The organism is Variovorax boronicumulans (genome assembly GCF_029892485.1).
GTDB classification, from domain to species: domain Bacteria; phylum Pseudomonadota; class Gammaproteobacteria; order Burkholderiales; family Burkholderiaceae_C; genus Variovorax; species Variovorax boronicumulans_B.
This window is the reverse complement of sequence record NZ_JARXVG010000003.1, coordinates 276,584-292,632: the sequence shown is the minus strand read 5'-3', so window position 1 is coordinate 292,632 and position 16,049 is coordinate 276,584. Positions and strand designations below refer to the sequence as shown.

Annotated in this window: 13 protein-coding genes; 2 read left to right on the top strand and 11 right to left on the bottom strand. The window is 59.1% G+C overall.

Annotated elements, in window-relative coordinates:
• The first annotated feature begins 132 nt into the window (after window positions 1–132).
• Together M2282_RS09290 and M2282_RS09285 are read left to right on the top strand one after the other, a co-directional pair.
• Window positions 133–762, top strand: coding sequence for a YjbF family lipoprotein (locus tag M2282_RS09290; protein WP_280808484.1), 630 nt, complete (start codon window positions 133–135; stop codon window positions 760–762).
• A gap of 62 nt (window positions 763–824) precedes the next feature.
• A complete protein-coding gene (locus M2282_RS09285) occupies window positions 825–3,791 on the top strand; it encodes a YjbH domain-containing protein (protein WP_280808483.1) in 2,967 nt (988 codons plus the stop codon).
• Window positions 3,792–3,941: 150 nt separating this feature from the next.
• Here the strand turns inward: M2282_RS09285 and M2282_RS09280 are convergent, their stop codons facing one another.
• The 11 genes from M2282_RS09280 to wbjC form a co-directional block, all read right to left on the bottom strand.
• Complete coding sequence (locus M2282_RS09280) at window positions 3,942–5,915, bottom strand: polysaccharide biosynthesis protein (protein ID WP_280808715.1); 1,974 nt, start codon at window positions 5,913–5,915, stop codon at window positions 3,942–3,944.
• A 165-nt stretch (window positions 5,916–6,080) separates the two neighbouring features.
• Window positions 6,081–8,336, bottom strand: coding sequence for a polysaccharide biosynthesis tyrosine autokinase (locus M2282_RS09275; protein ID WP_280808482.1), 2,256 nt, complete (start codon window positions 8,334–8,336; stop codon window positions 6,081–6,083).
• Window positions 8,333–8,767, bottom strand: a complete 435-nt coding sequence (locus tag M2282_RS09270) for a low molecular weight protein-tyrosine-phosphatase (protein ID WP_280808481.1) — start codon at window positions 8,765–8,767, stop codon at window positions 8,333–8,335. The genes M2282_RS09275 and M2282_RS09270 overlap by 4 nt, the downstream gene beginning before the upstream one ends.
• 140 nt (window positions 8,768–8,907) lie before the next feature.
• The gene (locus M2282_RS09265; RefSeq protein ID WP_280808480.1) at window positions 8,908–9,264 is read right to left on the bottom strand and encodes a VanZ family protein; all 357 of its coding nucleotides are present in this window, start codon (window positions 9,262–9,264) and stop codon (window positions 8,908–8,910) included.
• Window positions 9,261–9,866, bottom strand: coding sequence for a NeuD/PglB/VioB family sugar acetyltransferase (locus tag M2282_RS09260; protein ID WP_280808479.1), 606 nt, complete (start codon window positions 9,864–9,866; stop codon window positions 9,261–9,263). Before M2282_RS09260 ends, M2282_RS09265 begins: the two co-directional genes overlap by 4 nt.
• Before the next feature lie 14 nt (window positions 9,867–9,880).
• Window positions 9,881–10,441: a sugar transferase gene (locus M2282_RS09255; RefSeq protein ID WP_280808478.1), complete on the bottom strand. Its 561-nt coding sequence runs from the start codon at window positions 10,439–10,441 to the stop codon at window positions 9,881–9,883.
• Window positions 10,425–11,426 (bottom strand): UDP-glucose 4-epimerase family protein, encoded by a 1,002-nt coding sequence (locus M2282_RS09250; RefSeq protein WP_280808477.1) that lies wholly within the window; start codon window positions 11,424–11,426, stop codon window positions 10,425–10,427. Before M2282_RS09250 ends, M2282_RS09255 begins: the two co-directional genes overlap by 17 nt.
• Window positions 11,423–12,553 carry a glycosyltransferase family 4 protein gene (locus tag M2282_RS09245; protein ID WP_280808476.1) on the bottom strand — a complete coding sequence of 377 codons (1,131 nt, stop codon included), beginning with the start codon at window positions 12,551–12,553 and terminating at the stop codon, window positions 11,423–11,425. The genes M2282_RS09250 and M2282_RS09245 overlap by 4 nt, the downstream gene beginning before the upstream one ends.
• Before the next feature lie 134 nt (window positions 12,554–12,687).
• Complete coding sequence (locus tag M2282_RS09240; RefSeq protein ID WP_280808475.1) at window positions 12,688–13,653, bottom strand: glycosyl hydrolase family 28-related protein; 966 nt, start codon at window positions 13,651–13,653, stop codon at window positions 12,688–12,690.
• A 110-nt stretch (window positions 13,654–13,763) separates the two neighbouring features.
• A complete protein-coding gene (wecB, locus tag M2282_RS09235) occupies window positions 13,764–14,894 on the bottom strand; it encodes a non-hydrolyzing UDP-N-acetylglucosamine 2-epimerase (RefSeq protein ID WP_280808474.1) in 1,131 nt (376 codons plus the stop codon).
• A 12-nt stretch (window positions 14,895–14,906) separates the two neighbouring features.
• The gene (gene wbjC / locus M2282_RS09230; protein WP_432422885.1) at window positions 14,907–16,046 is read right to left on the bottom strand and encodes a UDP-2-acetamido-2,6-beta-L-arabino-hexul-4-ose reductase; all 1,140 of its coding nucleotides are present in this window, start codon (window positions 16,044–16,046) and stop codon (window positions 14,907–14,909) included.
• Between the last annotated feature and the right edge of the window lie 3 nt (window positions 16,047–16,049).

Genomic DNA, 16,049 nt, shown 5'->3' with positions numbered 1-16,049 from the left:
CTGCGTGCCCTCCCACTGGGAGGGCATTCGCTGAAAGCTCCGCGCGTTGGTTTCGCCACGCGACTTTTAAAACGTTGCCTATGGGCAACGTTTTGTTTGGGCGTTGGCGGTTGTTCCTCCGGGTCTTCAGCCATGCTGGATGCCGCTCGGCTTTTGTACAAAGGCCAGGTCGCGGCCCAGCCGGATTTCAATCCTGCCTATCGCTATTTGCGGACCCAGATCGGTGACCGCACCATTTTCATGGTGCTCGGCTATATCGATCAGCGCCCCGAGGGCCCTGTCGAAGTTTGGTACAGCGGCAGCGGCGAAGTCGTCAGGCTCCTGAACGGCCAGCTCGTGGGCACCACGGGCCTCAGCACCGACTGGCGAAACGTTCGGCTCACAGGCCTTCCTGCGTGGACGGCTGCCGATGCGCCGACCAATGCAGGCGGTTCGAGTCAAAGCTACACGCGACTGCGCGATCTCATGCCCGGCTACCGCTTCGGAATTCGCGACGAGATCGTCCGTATTTCCATCCCCCCGCCCCCGAACTCCTCCCTTGCAGGCGTCGATCCGGCCTCCTTGCGTTGGTATGAAGAGCGCAGCGTGTCGCACCCGTCCGCGGCGTCACTGCCCGCGGCACGCTTTGGCCTGTCGCGCGCTTCTGCAACACCCCAGGTTGTGTATTCGGAGCAATGCCTCTCCAGTGATTTCTGCATGAGCTTCGAACAGTGGACACCTCCCGCGCCCGCAGCCGGTAGATCGGCAAGCTCTGGCACATGAACCCCTGGGCTCGCGGTATTGGCAAACGGCAATGGCCTCGTCGAGCGGCCATCGCTTGCGCGTTGGCGGCAAGTTTCGGCGTCTCGGCGCAGCCGCTGGACACGGCCACGAAAAACGAATCGGCGAATGACGTCGATGTGCGTCCGGGCGAGCGCCTGAGCGCCTGGCTGCTGCGCCAGCCCGCCGATGCCGCCTCTGCCGGTCTCGCGTGGCGCGTGCCCCAGGAACGGCTGGCGCAGCAGTTCCTCAAGAACACCTTGCTGGTGCGCATCGAATCGGCGAGCCGGCGTTCACCGCGCTCGGAGCAGGTCGACCGCCTGAGCCTGATTTCCTGGCTCCAGGGCTTGCCCGTCACAGGCCGGGTGGCGCTCGGCATCGTGGACCCTCGCTGGCTGCAGGCGCATCCCGAAGAAGACCCCGTCTTGGCGGCCGGACAGCAACTGGTTGCCGCACCGCCCGATTTGAAGACCATCGCCGTGGTTCGCCCCAACGGAGAGCTGTGCCATGTAACCCATGAAGCCGGCCGGACCGCCTGGGACTACGTGGCAGCCTGCGAGCCTCGAGGCGCTCACGACTGGGCCTGGGTTGCGCAGCCGGATGGACGAACCGCTCGCGTGGGCGTGGCCCCATGGAACAGCCAGCCTTCGGACGAACCTGCGCCGGGCGCGTGGATCTGGGCGGCTCCCCGGGACCTGACCGACCTCGTCGCGGCGTCCGAGGGGATCATCAAGTTTCTCGCCACGCAGGGCCCCTCCCCTCAAGGCGACGCGCCCGTCGGCACCCCGGCACAAGCGGGGGCACAGCAGCCACCCGCTCCGGCGCAGGCAAGCACGCCGTCAACCGCCGTGTCCGTGCGTCCCGAAGCCGCGCCGCAGTACAACGCCACCCGCACCAGCGGCAACGATTGGGGCGAAACCGGCCTTCTCCAGACACCCACCGCCCGCATGGGCCAAGCGGGCGACTTCAGATCGTCGATGTCCCATGTGTCGCCCTACACACGGTTGAACGTGATGTTCCAGCCGCTGGACTGGCTGGAAGGTGGCTTCCGGTACACGTCGATCAGCAACGTGCCATACGCAGCCAGCACTACCGGCCAGAGCACCAAGGACAAGAGCATCGACCTCAAGGTGAGGCTCTTGCGTGAGTCCGCTTATGTGCCAGAGCTTGCGCTCGGTTTTCGAGATCTCGGCGGGACCGGGTTGTTTTCTTCCGAGTACTTGGTTGCGAACAAGCGCTACGGCGATTTCGACTTCAGTCTCGGCATCGGATGGGGATATCTCGGCAACAGCGGCAATATCCGGAATCCGCTGACACTTCTGAGCAGTCGATTCGAGAAGCGCACCATCACTGCTGTATCGGGTGGCGAAACCAACTTTGGCACTTACTTCCGTGGCCCTGCTGCTCTGTTCGGCGGCGTGGAGTGGCGCACTCCTTGGGAGCCGCTGACGGTCAAGCTTGAATACGAAGGAAACGACTACAAGAACGAACCCTTCGGGAACAACCAGAAGCAGCGCAGCCCCTTCAATGTCGGCTTCGAATACCGCTACTCCCCCGGCGTCGCCTTCACCGCCGGCTTGGAACGCGGCAACAAGCTGATGGTCGGCATCACGCTGTCCACCAACCTTGCATCGCTGAAGGCATCCAAGCCCGCCGACCCGCCCCAGCCCCGCTTCACGCCGCAGGCGCCTCAAAACCCGCCGGGCTGGGCATCGACGGCGGCCGAGATCGAGGCCCGCACCGAATGGATGGTCCAGCGCATCGCCGCGCAAGACAGCGGCGTGCATGTGTGGATCACCGAGAGCAACACCGTCTACCGCCAGGCGCGCGTGCAGCAGATCATTGCCGTGCTGCACCGCGATGCGCCCGCGACGATCAAGAGCTTCATCCTGCACTACAACGAGCGCGGCCTTGCGATGCGTGCGCAGGTCGTCGACAGGGCCGAATGGGTCGCCGAGCACTACCAGGCGCAATCGCCCGCCGAAGCGCGCGCGGCCAGCCAGCGCGACTACGCGCCGCCCCAGGACAGCAGCGAAGACCGGCTCTTCCTGCCTCCGCCGAACAAGACCGCCAGCGACACCGCGGCAAGTGCGTCCACCCAGCAGCCCGTGGCGGCGAACCTGGCGCCATGGGAACGCCGCACCGAGAAGTTCACCTACGGCGTGACGCCGTATTTCTCGCAGATCCTCGGCGGCCCCGATGCGTTCATGCTCTACCAGCTCGGCGCGCAGGCCACGGCGGAATACCGCTTCACGCCGAGCACATGGGTGAATGCCGCGCTCAACTGGCGCTTGCTGGACAACTTCGACAAGTTCACCTACACCGCGCCCAGCAGCCTGCCGCGGGTGCGCACCTACCAGCGCGAGTACGTCACGTCCGCGCGGCTGACGATGCCGGTGTTCCAGCTGACCCACGTGGGCCGGCTGAGCGAAGACCAGTACTACAGCGTCTACGGCGGTGCGCTCGAATCCATGTATGCCGGCGTGGGTGCCGAATGGTTGTATCGCCCATGGCGCAGCAAGTTCGCCCTTGGCATCGACATCAACCATGTGCGCCAACGCGACTTCAAGCAGGACTTCGGCCTGCGCGACTACAAGGTCAACACCGGCCATGCCACGCTGTACTGGGACACGGGCTGGAACGGCGTGATGACAAGAGTCAGCGTCGGCCAGTACCTGGCCGGCGATCGCGGGGTGACGCTGGACATCAGCCGACGTTTCGACAACGGCGTATTGGTGGGGGTCTACGCCACCAAGACCAACGTGTCGGCGGCGCAGTTTGGTGAAGGCAGTTTTGACAAGGGCATCTACATCTCGGTGCCCTTCGATGCGCTGCTGCCGAAATCCAGCAAGTTCTCGGCGGGCTTCAACTGGTCACCGTTGACGCGCGATGGCGGCGCGAAGCTGGGGCGGATCAATCCGCTCTATGACATGACATCGGTGCGCGATCCGCGGGCCTTCAGTTTTGCGGCGCCGGAGAACAGCCAGCCTAAGGCCGGGGACAACATTCTCAATTTCGAGAACGCGCGATAGACGGTGGCAAGCCCAATGGGTCAGGGCTGAATTGGCTGCTTGCGAGCCATGTGCGTGCGAATTGGAAGAGTGATCGTGATGCGCCATGGATGGCCATCACGCTGCCCGCGGTAGCCGCCAGCCGTTGCATCGCACGGCCCTGCCGCCGATTCAAAGCGCGATGGCTATGGGCAGGTCCGAGTTGGCGCTCTCTTCGGTGCGGTCCACCACGGTCATCGCCGAGCGATGCCGCTCCATGTGCACCCAATCGACCACTTCCGCATGGGCGCGGTAGCCGGGCATCATCTGCTGCAGCGTGCGCTTCAGTGCCGGCACATCGCTGCTGCGAATCGCTGCGCTCAACACGTCGAACTGACGCCAGAGCTCTTCCTGAGGGAGGCAAACTTCGTGCGCCTTCATCACACGCGGATGCGGCGTCGGCAAGGCGTTGTCACCGATCAGCAGTTCCTCGTACAGCTTCTCGCCCGGCCGCAGGCCGGTGATCTGGAGTTCGATATCGCCATCGGGCGAGGCGTCATCCCGCACCGTTCGCCCTGACAGTTCGACCAGACGGCGAGCCAGATCGATGATGCGCACCGGCGACCCCATGTCGAGCACGAACACGTCTCCGCCTTCGGCCATTGCGCTCGCCTGGATGACCAGTTGCGCCGCCTCGGGAATCGTCATGAAGTAGCGTGTGATGTCCGCATGCGTCAGCGTGATGGGGCCACCCGCTTCGATCTGCCGACGAAACAGTGGAACCACCGAGCCGCTGGAGCCCAGCACGTTGCCGAAACGAACCATCGAGAAGCAGGTGCCGGAGTTTTGTTGCGCGAGCCCCTGCAAGGTCATTTCGGCCAACCTCTTGCTGGCGCCCATGATGTTGGTCGGCCGCACTGCCTTGTCCGTGCTGATCAGCACGAAGCGACGAACCTTGCATTCCATGGCGACTTGCGCCGCCGTGAGCGTGCCCAGCGCGTTGTTGCGCACGCCTTCGATGGGGTTGTGCTCGACCAACGGCACATGCTTGTAGGCCGCCGCGTGATAGACGGTGTCAGGGTGCCAGGCACGCATCACATCACGCAAGCGCGCCGCATCGCATACCGAAGCCAGCAACGGGACCACATGAACATGAGGCGCCAACGCTTCGAGCTCCTGATGGATGCCGTAGAGCGCGAACTCATTCATCTCCACCAGCAGCAGCGTCTTCGGCGACAGCTGCACGATCTGCCGGCACAACTCGCTGCCGATGGAGCCGCCCGCTCCCGTCACCAACACGACCTGATGGCGAATGTTCCTGTGCAGCAAATCGTTCATTGGCGCGACGGGATCGCGCCCCAGCAGGTCTTCGATGTCGACTTCGTGCAGATCCTGAACCTGCACTCTCCCGTTCGCTAGGTCGGCCAGCGCCGGGAGCGTGCGCACATGCAAATACAACGGCAACAGCTGGTTGAGGATTTCGGCCCGGCGCGCACGGCTGGCCGTAGGCATGGCCAAGAGGACATCGGTAATGCCCAGTCTTACGGCGTTCTCCTTGAGCCACTCCGGGGAATGGATGGGCAGGCCGTGAAGGGTGTTGCCCTGGAGGTGCTTGGCGTCATCGACAAAGGCACGAACCAGCATCTCGCGGCTCTGGGTCAATGCGGCAGCCAGTTGCACCCCGGCACCGCCGGCGCCATAGATCACCACCTGCGGCAGCGCCTTGCGATCGATCGCGCTCAGGTACATGCCGCCCAGCCAGTAGCGCGCAAACATGCGCGAGCTGGCGACCGCCATGAACAGCAGCAGAGGCATCAGGAAGCCCACGGTGCGCGGCACGCCGCTCACACCGATCACCGAAAACACGAAGCCGTAGCCAATGCCGAAGAAGGTGCAGGCACGCACGATGGCCATCAATGCGGCAGGCCCGGCATAGCGGAAGATGGCGCGGTACAGCCCGGAAACGACGAAGAGTGGCAGCGCACCCACGATGGCTACAACCACGGCCAGCCACTGGATTCCGCGAAGGGTTACCCACTGCTCGTAACGAAGACTGAACGCTACCCAGACGCACAGGACGCACAAAGTGGCATCGACAGCCAACGCCAAAAAGCGTTTGGCAGGGCGAGGCAACGCAAGCAAGGGTGCCGCAAGGCGGTTGAACAGGAATCTCACTCCGGGTGGCCAATTGTTTTTAGTAGATAACAATTCTCCCCGAAGGCTGCACGTTCGCCTCCCTCATTCAGGGTATCCGGCGGCCCTAAACTGTGTATTTATGTATCACCTGTGAGTACCACCGCATCACTCTGCGAAACGCTTAGTGCGAATGCCTCAAACGGCGTCCTTGTATTTGTATTCGGTGTAGCGGTAGCCGCCGTACTTGTAGCCGTAGCTGCCGTAATGCCGGCGCGAAAGGTCCATGCCGTTGAAGACGACACCGCTGACCCGTTGGCCTGCATGGGCCAGACGCTTGACGCTTTCGCTGAGCTCGCCGAGCTGCGTGAGGTTGTCGCGAGCCACCAGCAGGATCGCGCCGGCGTGCGCCGCGACCGCTGCAGCATCGGCTGCCACCAGCACAGGCGGGCTGTCGATCACCACCAGGTCGTAGCGTGCCGACATGGTTTCCAGGAAATCCCTCAGCGTCGACGACAGCATCATGCTCGCAGGGTTGAACGGGTAGTTGCCAGTGGTGAGAACGTCGAGATTGGGAGTCACCTGGCTATGAATCGCCTGCTCGCTCGTCATCTCACCTGCGAGGACGTCCGCCAGTCCACCCTTGCGGGGCAAGCCGAATGCAGTGTGGAGATGGCCCTTGCGCAAGTCGGCGTCGATCAGCAATACGCGCCGGCCGGCCTCGGCCATGATGGCCGCGAAATTGCCTGAAACGAAGCTCTTGCCAACCCCTGGCGTGGCGCCGGTGATGAGAACGCGGTTGTTGTCGGTCTCCATCAAGGCCAACTGCAGAGAGATGCGCAGGTTGCGCAAACTTTCTACAGCCAGGCTTTCTGGCTCGTTGATGGCCAATACCTGGACCCCACCTACACCGCCTGCAATGCGCTGTCCGATCCGTTCTTGCTCGATGGCAAGTGGGACGACGGAGTAAACGTTCAGGCCAAGGCGGTCCTCGATCTCCTGCGGGTTGTTGATGCCGCTGGCCATCTTGCTGCGCACGATGGCGAAGGCGATGCCGGCGAGCAGGCCCAGCACCAGCGACAGGGCGACGATCAGAGGCTTTTGTGGCTTCACAGGTCTTTTTGGCTCGGTCGCCTTGTCGAGCAAACGCACATTGCCGACCTTGCCCTCCTTGACCAAGCGCAATTGCAACGAACTGTTGAGCAGCGATTTGTAGAGCTCACCGTTGACACGGACGTCGCGCTCCAAGCGCAACGCATCACGCTGAACAACCGGCATGGCGCTCACTCGGTTGTCAATTTGATCGAGCTCGCGGCGGAGGGCAGATATCTGTCCATCGATCACGCCCACTTTGGGGTTCGTCGCGGTAAAACGCGAGCGCAGGTCGCGCCGCAACTGCTCCGATTCGAGCAGTTGCTTTCGCAACTCAACGGTCTGGTTCAACATGGCCTTGGCTTCCTCATCGAAGGCAATGGTGCCGTTCTTGTTGCGGAAGCTCGCGTAGGCATCTTCGGAGACCTCGAGCTGCTTCTTGAACTCGGGCAGTTGGTCGCCGAGGAATTCAAGCGTCTTCTCAGCTTCGGCCGCCTTGCGCTCGATGTTCTGACGCACATACTGCGCACCGATTGCATTGAGGACTCGTCGCAAGCGGTCTCGGTCACTGTCTTCGAGCGTCACGCTGATCACGTTCGATTGCTTGCCCTGCTCACTGAGCTGCACCCGCTTTTGCAGATCCTCAGTGGTCGTGAGCAGGGAGGCGCGCGAGACCACGAACTCGGCACCGGACTTTCCATTGAGCTTCGACACCATCAGCGTGATGGTGCCGTCAGGCCCCGCCTGGCTCAGCAGCGTACCGACAGCGCCCGTCAGCGGAGCCGGCAGGTCGGGATGCGAGAGCGTGTACTGGCCACCGGCCTGTGCGGTGATGACGAATGGCTGCTGGTCTTCGAGTGGGGCAGGCACATCGAACTTGGCGATGTCTATTGCCTCCGTGCCCGACACGTAGCCATCCATGCCAAGGAGCCCGGGCTCCGACAATTCCTTGGCGCGCCTTGAAAGCCAATCGCCGATAAGCGGAATACGGCGAGGCTGCGCGTCGATGTACAGACGCGTTGCCTCGACCGCTCCGCCCATGATCATTCGTGACCGAAGGATTTGGATTTCGCCAGTTGCCGGCGTCTTCACGTCGAACAGGTTGGCCGTATCACCAAGAAAGTTCTTCGCGTCGGGCGCCGAGTCCTCGACCTGGACCACCAAATTGGACTGGTAGATGGGCGTGGACAGCAGCGCGTAGGCAACACCCAATGCGACGGCGACGAAAGTAATGCCGGCCACCAACCATTTGCGATCGATCAGGATGTCGAGGTATTCGGACAGATGGATGACATCGTCATCGTCGCGCGGCGGCGCAACGACCGGAGCCGAGGACACCGGAGGAGAAGCAAGAGAAGTCATGAAAGTTTCTTGATGCGTTCGACCCACGCAGTCGCGCCGTCGTCTATGAGTTTCAGGGCTCGCTCGAAGGCCGGACGGCCCAGGCGGTAAGGATCGGGGATGTCCGCGCGTGCGACCTCACCCAGACGAAACAGTTTGCCGCGCGTGAGCGGATGGCGTTGGTTAATGTACAGGCGCTGTTCCTCATCCATGGCTAGGATAAGGTCAGCCTCCTGACACATCAGATTTGTCAGTTGTCGCGCACGATGGGCCTCGATATCGAGCCCACGCTTTGCCATGAGTTCCCGCGCCAGTGCATCAGCGGGCTGGCCCACAAGCGCTCCAATGCCGGCGGACGCGACCTTCAGATGCGGCAAGGCGGCGGCGATCAAGGCTTCCCCCATCGGGCTGCGGCAGATGTTGCCGATGCATACAACCAACACGGATTTCATGACATGGGGCGCTTATTTGGGCAAGCGGCATTTGCCAGCTGCAAAGACCAACAAATCACAGTGAAGACTCCCATTTTTTAATGCCATTTTAGTTGCTGACTCCCCCCGGCACGCCTACCAAGTGCCTGTGGCAATCGATCTCAAGGCTGCTTCGCCACGCGACGCCACGACAACCAAGTCAACATTTCGCCGAGCAGAAGTCCGATGCCATCCGCTAACAAATCCGTCCATTCGGCAGACCGGTCGGGCGTGAAGGACTGCAGTACTTCGATAACCCCGCCGTAAACTAGCAGCCCCGCAAGAACGGCAACTGTTCGACCGGGGAAAGCACCGCGCCCCAAAAAAGCAAGCGTCGCGAAGGCCAGCAGATGATTGGTCTTGTCCCAACCAGTGGAGGGCATCGGCGCTGTGATTGGCACGAGCGAAAGCACAAGAACTGCAATGGCGCATACCCAAAATGCAACGCGCAGTACCTTGCTGATTTGCAGCCTGATCATCGTGTGATTCTTTGGGCAAGGTAGTCGGGATGCACCACCTCACCAGAATGCAATACACGATCTGCAGCCACCCTAACCCCATAAGCAAGCGCCGCTCCCACTGGCATCCACGCGCGACGCCCGAGCACACTGCCGCCAGCCATCCCCGCATTCACACCCAGATGGCCGAACGGTTCTACCGTGCAGTCGTGATCGACCACGGCACCACAATTCACGATCACGCCTTCACCTAGTTGAGCGCCTGTGCCCACGACCGCGCCGGCCATGATGGCAGTGCCCCGTCCTACCGCAGCTCTGGGCGATACCGTGGCGGCAGGGTGGATCACCGTTGCGAGGGCCAGCCCTTGCGCCTGCACGCGTTGGTGCAAGGCCTCGCGCAACGCGTTGTTGCCGATCGCCACGAACACCGCGTCGATCTGGTCCTTACATGCGCTCAACATGGCCGTCGTTCCCCACACCGGCCAGTCCCACACGTGTTGCCCGGGCTCGGCAGCATCGTCGAGAAAGCCCGTCAACACATAGTCGTCACGCAGCAATACGGCCTCCGCAACGCTGCGGCCGTGACCGCCCGTGCCAATGATCAACAGACGCTTCGGTGTCATCGTCGTCCTTGCATTCAATGCGTCACGCCATCGCGCCTGAGCACTTTGACAAAGGTGAGCCAGAGAATACGAATATCGAATCCCAAAGACCGGCGCTGGAGGTATTCGACATCGAACTGAACCTTGACCGGAATCGGCAGTTCGTCGCGCCCATTGACCTGAGCCCACCCCGTCAGTCCTGGCACCAGCAGATGCACGCCTTGCCGGGTCCGCAACTCGATCAGGTCCGACTGGTTGAAAAGTGCAGGACGCGGCCCGACAAAACTCATGTCCCCGACCAGGATGCTCCACAACTGCGGCAACTCATCCAGGCTGCTCTTGCGCAAAAAGGGGCCGATCGGCGTCAGGTACACCCCGGGGTCGGACAGCAGGTGCGTGGCCACCGCCGGCGTGCCGACCCTCATGCTGCGGAACTTCGGCATCTTGAAGATTCGGTTGTTGCTGCCGACACGGTCAGACCAATAGAGTGCAGGTCCACGCGAAGTGAGACGAACGGCCAGGGCAATGACGGCCACCGGCAGCAGCAACACCATGGCGGCGCACACCGCGAGAACCAGATCAAACAGACGCTTCATTCAGATACCCTTCTGCCGCCCTCTTCAAACCTTCGTCAACACTGAGGGGTGGCGCCCATCCCAGCCGTTGCCTTGTGTCGGAGATATCCACCTGCAGCGAACCGCAAAGTCGCTGCGCAACACTGCGCCGCCCCAGCAAGGCGGCCCCCAGTTCGATCCAGCTCACCGGAACAGGCACAAGCCGCGCCGGTCGCCCCATCGCCTGCCCGAGGCGTCGCAGCAACTGGGAAGTCGAGAGGTCTTCGCCGTCCGAAATCAGAAAAGTTCGGTTGGCAGCGGCCGAATGAGATATGCAGGTAACCAGCAGATCGACCAGATTGCCGAGTGCCACCATGCTGCGACGGTTGTGCTCGATACCGCCTAGCGGGAGGGGCAAGCGACGCGCCACCGCACCCATCATGGCGCGGAAGTTAGCCTTGACGCCGTGCCCATATACCAGCGGGGGACGAACGATCGCGACCTCCATTCCGGAATCGATGGCCAGTTGCCGCAAACCTGCTTCGGCCTCGTGCTTGGAGATCCCATAGGCATCCTGCGGTGCCGGGGAGTCATCCGCCCGAAAAGGCCGTCCGAGTACCGTGGCTTCACCATTCACCTTGATGGAGCTGACAAAGACGAAACGCCTCACACCGGCTGCGGCAGCCTGTCGGGCAAGGTTCAATGTGCCCTCCACGTTCACCGAACGGAAGGCGCTCAACGGGTCTTCCGCCGTGTCTTTCATCACATGCACACGAGCGGCGCAATGGACGACTGCATCCGCACCTCGCAACGCTTCGCTCCAATCGGTGTTGCTGGACAAATCGCCTACCGTGCACTGTTCTATCGAGGCCGGCAAACCCTGGCTCGGTTGCCGTACTCCAGCAACGATTTCGAACGACGCAGCCGGCACTGCCTCGCCTGAAACGCCCGGGGACCCGCGCTCCATCAATTGCCGAATGAGCGCGCCGCCCACGAAGCCCGTCGCGCCGGTGACGAGAACCCTCACGCGGCCACCTCTTCCCAAACCTGCATGGTTTTCGCTACAACAAGCTCCTGCGAGAACTCTTGCTCAACCATCAGGCGCCCTTGTGCACCCATGTGCTCGCGCATCGCCCGATCAGCCATCAATGTTTCGAGCGCATTTGCCAACGCAGCGACATCGCCGAACGGAACCAGGAGTCCATTCCTGCCATGAATCACGACCTCCCGACAGCCGGGCACATCGAACGTGACGATCGGCCTCGCGCAACTTGCGGCCTCGAGGAGTGCTTTGGGCAGCCCTTCGCGATAGGAAGGCAGACACACCACGTGGGCCTGGGCCAGTACCGCTGGCATGTCGTTGCGGTTTCCCCAGTACTCCACCACACCTTCCGATTCCCAATCTTTCAGCGTCTGCAGCGGAACGCACGACGGGTTGTGATCGTCGCGGCCGCCCACCAATGCGAATCGCGCACGGACGCCGCGCTGTTGCAGAAGCCTCGCGGCTTCCACGAATTCAGCCACGCCCTTGTCCCAGAGCATCCGTCCCGGCAGCACGACAAGCATCTGCTGATCATTGGGCTCGGGCTCCGGGGTCGCCGGAAACGCGTTCACATCCACACCTGCACCACGGATCAGCCGGATTTTTTCCGGCGCGATGACCTTCGCCTCCGACAACACCTGCGCGTCGTCTGGGTTCTGCAAGATCAGGCGAGTGGCTGGATTGCGAAATGCCGCGCGAAAAGCCTGGACGATAAACGGGCGCAGGCATCTTGCGAGCAACTTCTGTGAGGAAAACACATATCCCAGGCCCGCGAGTGCAAACACTCTGCCTTCTGATTTGTTGGACTTGCCGGCTATGGCGCTGTACAGCACGGGCTTGAGCGCTACGGCGTGCAGCACATCTGGCTGAAACGCTCGGATGGCAGATCGCACGCCGCGCAATGCGCGCCATTCCGTCAGCGGGTTTTTGGAACGCCGCTCTAGGAGCCATGGGAAAACCTCGATCCCCATTTTTTCGAGCAATTCGGCGTGGGTCGAGAGGCGGCATAAAACGGCCACGCGATAACCCATAGCCTTTGCATGAATTGCTAGCTGAAGGCGATGGGAAACGAAGTACCAATCCTCGGAAATAACAAACAACAGTCGCTTCATCAAAACAGTCGGCGATTTTAAAAATTAAGAAAAAATACCTGCAGTATCATAGATGCCAAGCCGAACAAAGGCGTCGATACATTTTCCAGCAAAATCGGCGCCATACACTCATCGCCGCCGCCGAGGAAAGCATCTTATTCTCTAATTGAATTCTGACGCTCAACAATAGACCGCGATTTTCCATCAACCAAAATGGCCTTCTTGCTGCTTTTTTCAAATGAATTTCCGGTCACCTTGGCGTCGAGGGTATTAAAAATAGCCACACCCTCTGCGCCATTTCCCATGAATGAATTTCCTTTGATAGAAATGGCAGAAATGGATCCATCTTTGAATTTCGAAGACAAGTAAGAAGCAATCCCGGAGCCCGCATTGCTGAGAAATCGAGATCTCATTATCTGAACATCTCTTACAGCACCATCAGCATTGGGCTCGATGTCAATACCAGCTTGAGGCGGCACACCTCGAGTGTTACTGAAAACGGAATCAGTGACTAGAATTCCAGTGCCGGAGACTATGGACAAACCTTGCCGCCTGTTGCCGTCCGCAACAACGGAACAAAATTGGACATTTTTACTTTTCCCCGCCACATAGAAGCCATCCCCCCAGTTATCTTTGGAAACCATGTCTTTAATAACTACATCGCTCGCCCCGTGCAAAGACAGGCCCATTCCCCATTCCCCGGTACTCCCCTGATGTTCGTGACGCTCACCTTTCAACTGCCCCCCGACAATTGCGACATTCGAGGCGTCATAAATGCGCAAAATACTGAAAGTATCCACCGCATTTGGCATCGCCTTAATAATAGCACCTTGAGACAATTTAAAAACCGTATTACTCTTTATCCTCAATCCGACTTTGGCGTCAACCAGGTAAGTGCCCACTGGAAGCACAACTGTTCCGCCGCGCAGCGAAACTCCATCGAGAGCCTTTTGGAGCGCCTTCGTGTCATCGGTAGAACCATCACCAAGGGCACCTGCGCTTTTTACATCAATTACCAAATCCGAAGCGGGCTTAATCTCACAGGAGGCAAATGCATTTGTACTCTCCAAAACAATCAAAAAGCCTAAAACCGCAATCCCCAAAAATCGCAATTCAATCACGACAATACCTTTCCAAACCGGAAATAGATTCGCTTCACCCACCTAAGAACCGGCGCTGTCTCACCGTGCTTAAAAGCCTTGCGGTTCAATCTCAAATCAATCACTCTGACTTAGTACCTCTTCCAAACTACCCGATTCACATAATCGGTGTAGCTATGAATAATGCGGACTATTTTCTCCGAAACATTTGGAATACTGTAGTCGGCAACCTGTCGGAGTAGCCGCCGACTTCCACGTGGTTGCCTTTGCAAAATGGCCAATCCTTGCAGCACTCGCTCGATATCCAATCCCACCATCATTACCGCGGCCTCTTCCATCGCCTCCGGTCGCTCGTGAGCCTCTCGCAGATTTAAAGCAGGGAAATTCAAAATGGAGGATTCTTCGTTAATCGTTCCGCTATCTGAGAGAACCGCTCGTGCGGAAATCTGCAGTCGGTTGTAATCGGTGAAACTAAGCGGTTTGAGCAACTGGACATTGGGATGAAAGAAAACGCCCAAGGCGTCCACCCTTTTCTGCGTACGAGGGTGTGTGGATACGATAACCGGCATCTTTTCGTGCTCGGCAATAGTATTTAATACCTGCACGAGCTTGTTAAAATTCTGGTCTGAGTCGATATTTTCTTCGCGATGTGCACTTATCAAAAAGAATTTCTCTTCCCTCAGCCCAAGCCTATCAAGCACATCTGAGGACTCAATTTTCTGCCGGTAGTGCGCCAGCACCTCAGCCATTGGACTTCCCGTTTTTATTACCATATCGGGAGGTAGCCCCTCGCGCAGCAGGTATTCGCGCGCAATACTGCTATAGGTGAGATTGATATCCGCTGTGTGATCAACTATACGACGGTTTATTTCTTCAGGAACGCGCTGATCAAAACACCGATTGCCGGCTTCCATATGAAATACAGGCACCTTCCGGCGCTTGGCAGGCAATACAGCCATGCAACTGTTCGTGTCTCCCAAAACCAATAAAGCATCCGGCTTCTCCGACGCCAGCACCGCATCAATCGCAATAATTATCTGCCCGATGGTTTGCGCAGCTCCGGCGGCCGCGGCATTCAGAAAATGATCTGGCCGACGTATCTCAAGATCGTCGAAAAAAATCTGATTAAGTTCATAGTCATAGTTTTGCCCAGTGTGGACCAAAATATGCTCACACTGCTCATCAAGCTGCACCAATACACGAGAAAGCCGAATAATCTCTGGTCGCGTGCCAACCACAGTCATTACTTTAAGTTTTTTCATTTTTAATCTTCCTCACACAGGACATGTGAATGTATCTGGTCTTGCTCGATCAAATATCTCATTGGCCCAGAGCATAACGATCATCTCGTCGGCACCAATATTTGTAATGTCGTGCGTCCAACCGGGAACAGTCTCTACAACTTCTGCTTTATCGCCATCAGTTAATAGCTCATAAACTTCCCCAGTATGCATGTGCCGGAATCTGAACCTTGCTCGGCCTTTGATGACCAGAAATTTTTCTGTTTTTGAATGATGATAATGGCCACCACGCGTAATACCGGGATGTGCGGTGAAATAGCTGAATTGCCCGCAATCCGGCGTTTTCAACATCTCAACAAATACGCCGCGCGGATCAGCATACTGAGATATCGAATAGGCGAACAATTCCACAGGGAGATGGCTTACATAGGTTGAATACAAAGCACGGATGAATCCACTACCTACGCGCTCGGTCACCAAAGTGGAGCGGCTATCGTGAAACGCCTCGATCTGCCTCGCCACCTCACCCACGGTGGACTTGTATTGGGGCGTCATAACCGAGAAACCCGAATCCGCTTTCAGGGAATCCGCACCGTCAAGTAATTGAACGAAGCGCTCTACAACGTCGTCCACGTAGACCAATGTAAGGGGCGCCAATGGATCGTTGATTTGAATTGGTAAACCGCGCGCTATGTTGTGACAAAAAGTGGCCACCGCCGAGTTGTAATTTGGCTTGCACCATTTTCCAAATACATTTGGCAAACGAAAAACGTGCACCGGGACTCCGCGGCTGGCCTCCAGCTTAAATAGCAAATCTTCCGCGGCTCGCTTACTCAACCCATAAGGATTATTTTTCGATGCCTGCATGCTGGAGGAAAAAATCACTGATGGGCGGCGTCCGCTTCGTTCAACTTCAGCTGCCAATGCGTCGCACAGCGCCTGTGTAAGTGCTGCATTGCCGCTGAAGAATTCCTCGGGATGCTTGGGCCGATTAACACCCGCCAAGTGAAATACAAAATCCACGCCATGAAGCAATTCCGGCAACTTGGACACATCGTCCGAACGACCAAAGCAGTGAATCTGCAAATCAATGCGTTCGCCCAAAACAAGTCGCAGGTTTCTAGCAATAAAGCCATCGGCCCCAGTGATCAAAATTCTCTTGCCACCACTCACTTG

Excerpts from the sequence above, each read along its gene's own strand:
- M2282_RS09255 (WP_280808478.1), bottom strand. The coding sequence starts at position 10,441 with ATGAAGCGTCTGTTTGATCTGGTTCTCGCGGTGTGCGCCGCCATGGTG.
- M2282_RS09265 (WP_280808480.1), bottom strand. The coding sequence starts at position 9,264 with ATGATCAGGCTGCAAATCAGCAAGGTACTGCGCGTTGCATTTTGGGTA.
- M2282_RS09260 (WP_280808479.1), bottom strand. The coding sequence starts at position 9,866 with ATGACACCGAAGCGTCTGTTGATCATTGGCACGGGCGGTCACGGCCGC.
- M2282_RS09270 (WP_280808481.1), bottom strand. The coding sequence starts at position 8,767 with ATGAAATCCGTGTTGGTTGTATGCATCGGCAACATCTGCCGCAGCCCG.
- M2282_RS09245 (WP_280808476.1), bottom strand. The coding sequence starts at position 12,553 with ATGAAGCGACTGTTGTTTGTTATTTCCGAGGATTGGTACTTCGTTTCC.
- wecB (WP_280808474.1), bottom strand. The coding sequence starts at position 14,894 with ATGAAAAAACTTAAAGTAATGACTGTGGTTGGCACGCGACCAGAGATT.
- M2282_RS09290 (WP_280808484.1), top strand. The coding sequence starts at position 133 with ATGCTGGATGCCGCTCGGCTTTTGTACAAAGGCCAGGTCGCGGCCCAG.
- M2282_RS09275 (WP_280808482.1), bottom strand. The coding sequence starts at position 8,336 with ATGACTTCTCTTGCTTCTCCTCCGGTGTCCTCGGCTCCGGTCGTTGCG.